Here is an 11,107-nt window from a genome sequence, read left to right as displayed (position 1 = left end):
GGCGAAGGCGTTTTCAATACCGCTGCATAAACCCACGGCCGCCTTCGCTGGCAAGCCAGCTCCTACACAAACGCGTACACACGATGATTTTGTGGACGCCACCAAATTTGTAGGAGCCGGCTTGCCGGCGAAGGTCTTCCGGCTACTCGTCTTATAGCTTTTGCAGCTCCTGCTCAACAATGGCGACGGTTTCGGCGATTTGCTCCGAGGTATGCAGGCACGACACGAAAAAGCGCACACGCGCCGATTTTTCAGGCACCGCCGGATGCAGGATGGGTTGGGCGTTTATTCCGCGACGGGACAACTGACTGGACAGCTGAGTGGCCTTGAGCGAACTGCCGGTGATGATCGGCACCACCGCCAGACCGGTACTGGTTCCGGTGTCCAGCCCCGCTTCCCTGGCCAGTTCAAGGAATTGCCGGCCACGGGCCTGCAAGGTGGCGACGCGTTCGCCATCCTCCGGCAGACAACGCAAGGCCGCCAGCGCGGCTGCAGCCACAGGTGCCGGCATGCCGACGCTGTAGAGAAAGCCCGGGGCCAGGAACTTGAGGTGTTCCACCAACGCCGACTCCCCGGCGATGTACCCCCCACAACTGGCCAGGCTCTTACTCAAGGTGCCCATCCAGATATCCACATCGCTGCCGGCCAGGCCGAAATGTTCACGAATACCTTTGCCGGTCGGCCCCATGACGCCCAGCGAATGGGCTTCATCAACCATCAGCAACACCTGGTGTTTCTTCCGGAGCTCGACGAAACGAGGCAAATCCGGGAAATCGCCATCCATGCTGTAGATGCCTTCGAGCACCACCAGCACGCGCTCGAAATGCTGACGCTGATCGCTCAGCACCCGGTCGACCGCTTCCCAATCGTTATGGGCAAAACTCAGGCGTCGGGCACCGGACAACTGTATGCCCTGCAACACGCTGTTATGAATCAGCTCGTCATGCAGGATCAGGTCCCGCGGACCGAACAGGTAACCAATCGTGGTCACGTTCGTCGCATGGCCACTGACGAAGGTGATGGCGTCGTCCACTTCATAGAGGCGGGCCAGTTCCTGCTCCAGTTCGCGATGAATCGGACGGTCGCCCGACACCGGACGGCTGGCCGATACCGACGTCCCGTACTGATCGATGGCGGCCTTGGCGGCCTCGGCGACGGCCGGGTGTCCCGAGTAGCCCAGGTAGTTATAGCTCGCGAAGTTCACGTAGCGGCTGCCGCCCATGACGGTTTCGGCCCCCGCCAACCCGTCGTGCAGCTTGAAGAACGGATTGACCAGGCCAAAACGTGCGGCGCCGTCGAGCATGATGCGTAACTGCTGATAGCCGGGGAACTGGTCAAATCGGCAGAACTGCCCGAACTCCTCGGGCGTGGCGCCTTTGACGCTTTCCAGCGACGGGCTTGGCGCGCCGTCGCCGGGCTTGCGCAGGCGCCGCTCCAGGGCCTGTTGGATCAGCTTGTCCTTCATCGAAGTGGCAAGCCCGGGCGAGGTTTTCTGGGTCATGGTCCGGATCAACTAATCAAGCGTGAAAGTTTGGAGTCCTGCGCACCGAGGCCATCGCTCATTTGCGCGATGTCCTCGCGGGAAATGTCGACACCGTGACGCGAGAACGTGTCGCTCGCCAGAGACTGCAGTTTGTTTGCGGCATCTGGTTGCACATCGCCCTCCTGATTGCCGCGCAGGAGTTCAAGGATTCGAACCGTGATCTTGCCGATGTTCGACGCTTCGCTCAGTTCCATGACCGGCAGACGAACACCGAATCGCTCCTCGACCGCCACCACCAGCTCGACACTCATCAGCGAGTCCAGCCCCAGCTCCTGGAGCGGTCGGGTGACGTCCAGTTTGCTGGTTGGCAACCGCAGGATTTCGCTGATTTCCTGTTTGAGCATTTCGCTGAACAGCTCGATCAGCTCGTGATCGTCCATTTCGGCCAACAGCCGCTGGATATCGTCGGCATCACCCTCGTCGTCCTGATCACCGCCGTGCAACCTGGCCAGCTCATTGAACTTGGGCGAACCGGCCGCCGGCAGGAAGCGCGACAACGCTTTCCAGTCCAGCTCCAGCACGCCCAGCCCCGAACGGCGCTGCAACAGCAAGCGCTCCAAAGTCAGCAGTGCTGCTTGCGACTGCAAGGCAGCACCGCCCATGCGGCTTTGCAGGGCGTCTTTGATATCCTGGTTGCGCGCCAGGAAACCCGCATCATCGATGGCTCCCCAGAGCACGCTGGTGGCCGGCAACCCCAGCGCCAGGCGATGGCGTGCCAGCGCTTCGAGCCAATGGTTGGCGGCAACATAGTTGGCCTGCCCCGGATTACCGAACAGCGTGGTTGCCGAGGAGAACAGCACGAAGAAGTCCAATGGCAAATGGGCGGTCAACTCGTGCAGATACTGCGCGCCCTTGGCCTTTGGCTCCAGGACGCGTTGCAGTTGTTCGCGGGTCAAGTTGCGGATCAAGCCGTCATCGAACACGGTTGCCGCATGTACCACGCCCCGCAACGGTTGGCCGCTGGCTTCAATGCGCGCCATGGCGGACGCCAGTTGCGCGTGGTCGGTGATGTCACAGGCCAGCGCCTGAACCTCGACACCCTGCTCACGCCACAGCGCCAGCAAGGGTTGCGCCTCTTGCGTCGCAGCACCCCGTCGACCCAGCAGAACCAGATGACGGGCGCCTTTCTCCACCAGCCATTGCGCGCTGCGCAGGCCGAAACCGCTGAGCCCGCCCGTGACCAGATAGCTGGCATTCGCCGCCAGCGCCAACTCCGGTGCCTGCACCACCGAGGTGGCGACAACACGCTGGATCGGTGTGCGATACGTCACGACAATCTTGCCGATCTGCCGTGCCTGCTGCATGTAACGAAAGGCTTCGACCACTTCATTGGCATCGAAGGCGCGGTAAGGCAACGGGCTCAGAATGCCGTCGCGGAACAGCTCCATCATTTCGCCAAACAGCCGACGGGTCAGTTGCGGGCGCTCGCTCATGAGTTGGTCGGCATCGATACCGAAATAACTGATGTTGTTGCGGAACGGGCGCAGGCCGATTTTGGTGTTCTGGTAAAAGTCGCGCTTGCCCAGTTCGAGGAAGCGGCCGAACGGCTTGAGTACCCGCAGGTTGCGGTTGATCGCCTCGCCCGCCAGGGAGTTGAGTACTACATCCACGCCGCGGCCATCGGTGATGGCCAGGATGTCATCGGCATACGCCAGCGAACGCGAGTCGAAGATGTGCTCGACGCCCATCAGCCGCAGGAAATCGCGCTTTTCGTCACTGCCGGCGGTGGCATAGATTTCGGCGCCGCACCATTTGGCAATCTGGATTGCAGCAATGCCGACGCCACCCGCGGCTCCATGAATCAGGATTTTCTCGCCCGGTTCGAGCCGCGCCAAATGATGCACGGCGTAATACACCGTGAAGAACGTACTCGGGATGGTCGCCGCCGCCTCAAAGGACATGCCCTCGGGAATGCGCGCCACGGCGTTGGCGTTGGTGACCAGGCGATTGGCGAAGCTCGATGGACCAAAGCCGACAACGCGGTCGCCCGGCTGGAAATCACCCTCGACCAATGCTCCTTTACCGCGCACCACACCGGCAAACTCGAAGCCCAGGGTCGGTCCCGAAAAGCCGTTTTCGATCGCTTCATCGGACAGCAGGCCCAACGCGTACATGACGTCGCGGAAGTTCAAACCGGTGGCCTGGACTTCGATATCCAACTCATCGTCGGCCGGTGCCCGCGCCGTGCGCGCTTCCCAGCGCAAGTTGCGCAATTGCCCTGGCAGATCGAAACCGAGCTTGATCTGTGCCGGCGCACTCAGCCGCACATTATCCGGCAGCTCATCGGGCTGGACCCGCAGCCGCGCGACATAACGATCACCCGCGGCGCTGACCGCCAGCTCGGTTTCTTCATCGGCATTGAGCAGGGCTGGCAACAAGGCCTCAACACCAGCGCCAGGCGCCAGGTCGAGCAGACGAACACGACAGCCGACCGCTTCGTTGGCCAAGGTGCGACCGAAACCCCACAACGCGGCGTCGGCAATCCCTGGCACTGTCGTTTCCGGACGAGCGCGTTGGGGTAACAAATGCATCGCGGCGCCTGAAGTCAGCAACCAGCAATCGGCAGCGATACCGGCCGACTCGCAGGCCTGGGTGATGGCGGCGGCGAGCATGCAACGGTCAGCCTGGGCATCCAGCCCTTCGAGTGCGAACAGCCCGGCCAGCATTACGATGTGTTGAGGCGCTACCGGGCGGTCACGCAATTGCTGCGTCAGGACCGATGCCGATTCAGGTGCAAGCAGCTCAGCCGCTTGACCTTGCTCGCGCAACATCGAGGCCAGTGACTGGGCGAAAGGTGCTTCCGGACCTTGGCCGTCGGCCACCAGCAACCAGTTTTGACGCCCATATTCGGTGGCAACCGAGAGGCTCTTCGCGTCACCTTCTGCGCCCAGCAACAGGTAGCTGCCGGATGCGGTGCCAGGAATGAACTCCAGAGGCTCGGACACCTCAAGGCCATGACGCCGCAGTTCCTGCTGCCAGAATCCCGGGGCCTGCTGCACCGACAGCGCTGACAGCCCCTGACGGGCCAGCCACCAGGAGGGTGCGGCACCAAAGGTGAAATCCGCCCAGCGTGCAGGGTGTTGCGCCAGCAGCAGCACTTCGCCCTTGGCCGCCAACCTTGCTGCGCCGTGGCGCAAGCCTTGACTGACGGTTGCCAGCGGTGCCAGGTCGGTGGCGACGAGGACCAGATCAAAGCTGTTCGCCGGCACCCGGGCAAGTTGTTCCGACGCTTCCAGGGTCAGGATCTGCAGACTCGGATACTCGGCCTGGAGCATCGACGCAGCTTCTATGTTCTCTGCCGAGTATTGATAGTCGACCCGGTCAAAATCCAGCCCGGCACACAAGTCTGCCGCCAGCGGCGCACCCGCGAAGCCGAGCTCGAGAATACGCAGGCGTTGCCCGTCAGGCAGAGCACCCAGGCATTGGGCGATGTGCGCGCGCACGCCGTCGAGCATCGCCTGCTGACCCGAGGCACCGAGGACTTGCCGGGTCAGTACCGCAGGGGTGGTTTCCCGTGGCATCAGTTGCTCAAGCTTCACCTGGCCGCTGAGCAGTTCCAGCAGGTGCATGCCGATCCGGCCGACCGAATGAATGACCTGGAAGTGCTCGGGATAACTGTGGAACAGTTCCTGCCAGATGGCTTGCGCACTGGCCCGCTCGCCTTGATCGGCCAGCTGCCAGCCGCCATTGCCGGTCGCGACCAGGTTGCCATCCTCCAGGGCCTGCTCGAGCAGGTGGTCAACAAAACTGTTTGCTCCCCAGGATGAGCGCTGCTGCAGGGTCAGTTCTCCACCCAGTTTCTCGATGGCCTCAAACAGAAAGCTGCCACACAACCCGTCGAGCAATGGGTCGATTTCATCGGCATAACGGGCCAATCCGGGATCATTGGCGATAGCACCAAGGTGCTGGCGCAGCGTCGCTTCCAGGGATGAATCAGCCAATGGCAAAGCGCGTTCACGGGCAGGCCAGGGTTTGGCCACCCCGACAAAATCCGCCAGCCTGATGTCGCCACTGCGATCCTTGTGCAACCGGACGCCACGGAAACGGGCGTCCTTGATGCAGATGACCGCGCGGCCGTGGGCATCGTACAACCTGAAGTCCGCCAGCAAGGAATGCGCGGAGCGTCGCACCAGCGTGACCTGAGCCAGGCAAGGCGGCAAGCTGCCGGCAGCGAAGCTGATGCGCCCCAGTTTCACCGGGATAAAGGCCAGGCCAGTGCGACCGTCGGCATCCTGGCTCAACAGCTGGGTAATCAACTGGAACGCACTGTCCAGCAGTGCCGGGTGCAGGTTCAGCGTGGCCAGTTCAGCCTCGATCGGAGCCGGGACCGTCAACCGCGCCAGTACCTGATTGCCATCGATCCAGCCGGCCTCGACCGCTTGATAGGCCGGGCCATAATTGAGGCCGACCGCGCCAGTCAGCGCCAGGTGCCCTGCCGCGGTGAAGTCAGGCGCGCGCGCCGGCAAGGCCGGGGCGCTGCAGGCCAACAATCCGCCGCGGGCTTCACCGGGAATCCGTGCAACCACATGCTGTGTCCAGGGCTCAGCCTGGGCCGTGCTGCGCGAGACGATGGAAATGGCGCCGTCGGCGCTGTCGATCATCACCCGGACTTTTTTGCTGAAATCCGCATGCAGCACGAGCGGGCTGTGAATTTCCAGCTCCTCGATTTCCACATGCGCACCCGGTTGATACTGCAATGCAGCGGCCAGCGCGAGTTCGGTAAAACCGGCACCCGGGAACAACACCGAGTCGCCGACCTTGTGATCGCCCAGCGACGGGAACAGCTGTGTATCCAGGCGATTGTCCCAGGTGAACTCATGCTCGGGCAGCGGGTAACCCAACAGTGGATGGACTCGCTCGCGGCGCAGGTTGCCGGATGACTCTGGGGTGTCTGCGTGCCAGTGACGCTCGCGCTGCCAGGCGTAATTGGGCAGTTGCACGAAACGGCCGGTGTGAGGAAACAGGCATTGCAGATTGATGTCGACACCGGCAATCAGCACCTTCGCCAACGTGCGATCAATCAACTGCGGGGCTTCTTCACCACGCATCAGCGTCGGGATCACCACGCCTTGCAGCTCCCGGCTGGCCAGTGCATCGGCCACATAACCACGCAGGATCGGGTGCGGCCCGACTTCCACGAATACGTTGCAGCCCTGTTCGGCAAGCAGCGTGCTAGCCGACTCGAACAGCACCGGATAACGAATGTTTTTCCACCAGTACCCGGCGTCCAGGCATTCGCCGGCCAGCACGTCGCCAGTCACGGTTGAATACATTGGTAAAGCGGCGGGCCCCGGGACGATATCGCTCAACACGTCGATGACCTGCTCGGCGATCACCTCCATGGCCGGCGAGTGGAACGCATAATCGAGACCCAGACGACGAACGAATACCTGACGTTCGGTCAGCGCCTGCTCCAGGATCTCCAGCGCGGCCACAGGGCCAGCGACGGTTGCGCCCTTGAAACTGTTCTCGCCGGCGACCACGACTTCACTGTCCAGACCGAGGCTCTGCAAAAGGCTCGCCGTGTCTGCACCGGACATTCCCACCGCAGACATCATGCCGCAGCCCTTGGTCAAGCCTTGCAGGCGGCTGCGGTGGTAGATCACACGAGTGGCGTCATTGAGTGTCAGTGCGCCACAGGCCCAGGCAGCAGCGACCTCGCCCACGCTGTGGCCGATGACTGCGACCGGCAGCACGCCTTTTTCCGCCAGCATGCGGGTGACACCCACTTGCACTGCAAACAGCGCCGGTTGCGCAAATTCAGTCAACTGATAACGCTCATCGCCCAGCTCGCCCGCCAGTTCGGCGATCAGCGAGTAACCGGACAGCGGCTGGAAAATGACGTCCAGCTCGGCAAGTGTCTGCTGGAAAATCGGGTCGGCCAGCAATGACTTGCCCATGCCCTGCCACTGCGATCCATTGCCGGAGAAAACGAACACCGGTCCTTTTGCCTGATCCAGGGCACGGCCGCTTTCCAGCACCGTTGACAACGCGGGAACACCCGGTTCAGTGGCGAAGTCCAGCAGCGCCTGCGCACTGCGTGCGGCTTGTGCGCCAAACACCACGACCCGTTGCGGATGCAACTCGCGACGAAAGATCGACTGGTAGGCCACGTCGTAAAGGCTCGCCGCGTCCGGCCCGGACAAGCATTGCGCGAGTTGCTCGGACTGGGCTGCCAGGGCTGCGCTGTCTTTGGCCGAAACCAGTAGCGGCACTGCCTGCTCCTTCCGGCTCGGAGCCTGCGGTGAATGCGGCGGACTTTCCAGGATGACGTGGGCGTTGGCCCCGCCGAAACCAAAAGAGTTGACCCCGACCACCAGTTTTCCGCTCGGCTTGAGCGCCAGGGTTTCGGTGACCACACTGAGGTTGAGGTCTGCGAACGGAATATTCGGATTGAGTTTCTTGATGCCGATCGTGGCCGGCACCTTGCGTTCGATCACGCAGTACAGCGCCTTCATCAGGCCCGCGACACCCGAGGCTGCCTCAAGGTGCCCGATGTTGCTCTTGATCGAACCGATCAGCAGTGGCTGATCCGCCGGACGCTGCTGCCCAAGGGCTTCACCGATAGCCCGGCTTTCAATTGGGTCGCCGACTGGCGTGCCCGTACCGTGAGCTTCCAGGTAGTCGATGTCAGTCGCACTGATGCCGGCACTGGCGTAGGCCTGCTTCATCAGGGCAATCTGCGCATCCGCGCTCGGGACGGTCAGACTCGACTTGCGCCCATCGGTATTGGCCGCGCTGCCGGCGACAACGGCGAGGATCCGGTTGCCGTCCTCGATCGCCTTGTCGTAATCCTTAAGGTAAAACAGCCCCGCCCCTTCAGAACGGACATAGCCATCGGCAGACTCATCGAACACATGGCATTGCCCGGTGCGCGACAACATCGACGCCTTGGAAAAGATCAGGAAGCCAAAAGGATGAAGATGCAGGCTTACCCCGCCGGTAATGGCCTGTTCGATATCGCCGTTCGAAATGGCCTGGCAAGCCTGGTGAAAGGCAATCAGGGAAGATGAGCACGCCGTGTCGATGGCCATGCTCGGGCCTTGCAGGTCATAAAAGAAAGATAACCGGTTGGCCGCGATACTGAAGGTATTACCCGTGGCGGTCGCCGCATCGATCGTCGACATGTCGTGCGCCAGTCGATAGCCGTAGTCGACGCTGGCGATCCCCAGGTAAACGCCGCAATCGCTGCCACGCAGGGTCGACGGCTTGACTCCGGCGTTCTCGAACACTTCCCAGCCAAGCTCCAGGAGCAGACGCTGCTGAGGGTCCATGACCGCCGCTTCACGAGGTGAAATATTGAAGAAGCCGGCGTCGAACGTGGAAATATCGCCCAGGGAGCCGGAAGCAAAGGTGTAAGACGTTGCAGGGTTTGCCTTGTCCGGGTGCAGAAACTCGTCCTTGGACCAGCGGGAAAAATCCGCTTGGGTGATAAAGCTCTGTCTGTCCAGCAGATGCGGCCAAAAAGTTGCGGAAGTGGAGCCTGGGAAACGGAACGAAGTCCCTATGATTGCAACTTTTTTACGCATTGCTACTAACCCTTTTTTATCCCCAGCCCCTTTTCCAAAGGCTGAACAACGGTCAAATTCCATTAATGTAAATGCTGGAAACCCGGCGACACGTTGAGCGTTATAAATCCACCCCAACCTGGCCGAAGGTAACGCCTCGCTCAAAATAGCGGCGAATCATACGCGCCGGGATACTTAAGGGAAACCGCAAAGCTCGACCGCCGGGCAGGTTGATCCGGACAATGCAGGCAGGGAATTTGGGACGCATGTCAGGTTATTGAAAAAATTCTTCAACAAATTCGCAACGCAGCCGACAACTATTGAAAGCCTTGCGGATTGAAAAAGCCATGCGTAACAACCAGCCCATTACACAACGCGAGCGGACCTTCCCGGCTCAGCAACGGTTGATTTCCACCACCGATGCCAAAGGCATGATCACCTACTGTAACGACGCATTCGTCGAAATCAGCGGGTTTACCCGGCAGGAGCTGATCCGTGCGCCGCACAATCTGGTGCGTCACCCCGACGTGCCGGCCGCGGTGTTCGCGCACATGTGGGGCACACTGAAACAAGGCTTGCCATGGATGGGCATTGTCAAGAATCGCTGCAAGACCGGTGATCATTACTGGGTGAACGCCTATGTGACACCGATCTTCGAAGGCAATCAGGTGATCGGTTACGAGTCGGTGCGGGTCAAGCCCACCGCCGAACAGATCCGCCGCGCCGAGGCGCTCTACCAACGCATCAACCAGGGCAAGTCGGCCGTTCCCTCCTCGGATAAATGGCTGCCGATCCTGCAGGACTGGCTGCCGTTCATTCTGGTCAGCCAATTGAGCTTCATGATCGGAGCGTCGCTGAACTCCCATTGGGGGTTCGCCCTGGCTGCCGGACTCTCGGTGCCGCTGGGCCTGATGGGCCTTCAGTGGCAACAGCGCGGCCTCAAGCGCTTGCTGCGCCTGGCCGAGCAGACCACCTCCGATCCGTTGATCGCACAGATGTACACCGACAGTCGCGGCGCCCAGGCGCGTCTGGAAATGTCCATCCTCAGTCAGGAAGCACGCCTGAAGACCTGCCTGACGCGCCTGCAGGACACGGCCGAACACCTGACCGATCAGGCCAGACAGTCCGATACCCTGGCGCACAACAGCTCCAGCGGCCTGGAACGTCAACGCGTCGAAACCGAGCAAGTGGCCACCGCGGTCAACCAGATGGCCGCTACCACCCAGGAAGTCGCCAGCCACGTGCAACGCACCGCTGACGCCACCCAGGAAGCCAATCGTTTGACCGGCCGTGGTCGTGACATTGCCGGGGAAACCCGCGAAGCCATCCAGCGCCTGTCGGTGGTGGTCGGTGAAACCGGCGTGACCGTGACCCAACTGGCCAAGGACAGCAACGAAATCGGTGGCGTGGTCGACGTGATCAAAGGCATCGCCGACCAGACCAACCTGCTGGCCCTGAACGCCGCCATCGAAGCGGCCCGTGCTGGCGAGATGGGTCGTGGTTTTGCGGTGGTCGCCGACGAAGTCCGTCAACTGGCGCAACGCACCAGCGAATCCACCGGGCAGATTCATGCGCTGATCGCCAAACTCCAGCAAACCGCCGGCACTGCCGTGCAGACCATGGAAGCCGGGCATCGTCAGGCGGAAGAAGGTGTGGCGCGGGTACTGGAAGCGGACCAGGCACTGGTGGGGATCAGCGAAGCGGTGGCCAACATTACCGACATGACCACCCAGATCGCTGCCGCGACCGAAGAGCAAAGCGCCGTGGCCGAAGAAATCAGCCGCAACATCAGCAACATCTCGGCGCTGGCGGACCAGACCTCGGAACAGGCGCAGAACTCGGCATTGCTGAGTGAAGAGCTGACCAAGACAGCCAATACCCAGTATTCGCTGGTGGAGCGGTTTAACCGGTAAGCCGGGAGGCCGCCTTCGCTGGCAAGCCAGCTCCTACAAAAAACGCGCACACATCATCATTGTGAACGACACCAATCCTGTAGGAGCCGGCTTGCTGGCGAAGGCGTTTTCAATACCGCTGCATGACCCAAGGCCGCCTTCGC

The 11,107-nt window shown here is 61.6% G+C and carries 3 protein-coding genes; 1 reads left to right on the top strand and 2 read right to left on the bottom strand.

The annotated features are described in order from the left end of the window. Positions 1 to 151: 151 nt before the first annotated feature. A complete protein-coding gene (locus PMI31_RS25050; protein WP_008022050.1) occupies positions 152 to 1,501 on the bottom strand; it encodes an aminotransferase class I/II-fold pyridoxal phosphate-dependent enzyme in 1,350 nt (449 codons plus the stop codon). 8 nt (positions 1,502 to 1,509) lie between these two features. After that, on the bottom strand, positions 1,510 to 9,072 hold the full coding sequence (locus tag PMI31_RS25045; RefSeq protein WP_008022048.1) for a type I polyketide synthase: 7,563 nt from the start codon (positions 9,070 to 9,072) through the stop codon (positions 1,510 to 1,512). Positions 9,073 to 9,398: 326 nt separating this feature from the next. Here PMI31_RS25045 and PMI31_RS25040 point away from each other — a divergent pair, with 326 nt between their 5' ends. Continuing rightward, the gene (locus PMI31_RS25040) at positions 9,399 to 10,964 is read left to right on the top strand and encodes a methyl-accepting chemotaxis protein (protein ID WP_008022047.1); all 1,566 of its coding nucleotides are present in this window, start codon (positions 9,399 to 9,401) and stop codon (positions 10,962 to 10,964) included. Positions 10,965 to 11,107 lie beyond the last annotated feature (143 nt).

Origin of the sequence: Pseudomonas sp. GM55 (assembly GCF_000282395.1) — a bacterium.
Lineage (GTDB): Bacteria > Pseudomonadota > Gammaproteobacteria > Pseudomonadales > Pseudomonadaceae > Aquipseudomonas > Aquipseudomonas fluorescens_CC.
Note: the sequence above shows the minus strand (reverse complement) of the source record. Positions and strands in the feature narration are given on the sequence as shown.

Coding starts and splice junctions, on each gene's coding strand:
- PMI31_RS25045 (WP_008022048.1), bottom strand. CDS start 9,072: ATGCGTAAAAAAGTTGCAATCATAGGGACTTCGTTCCGTTTCCCAGGC.
- PMI31_RS25050 (WP_008022050.1), bottom strand. CDS start 1,501: ATGACCCAGAAAACCTCGCCCGGGCTTGCCACTTCGATGAAGGACAAG.
- PMI31_RS25040 (WP_008022047.1), top strand. CDS start 9,399: ATGCGTAACAACCAGCCCATTACACAACGCGAGCGGACCTTCCCGGCT.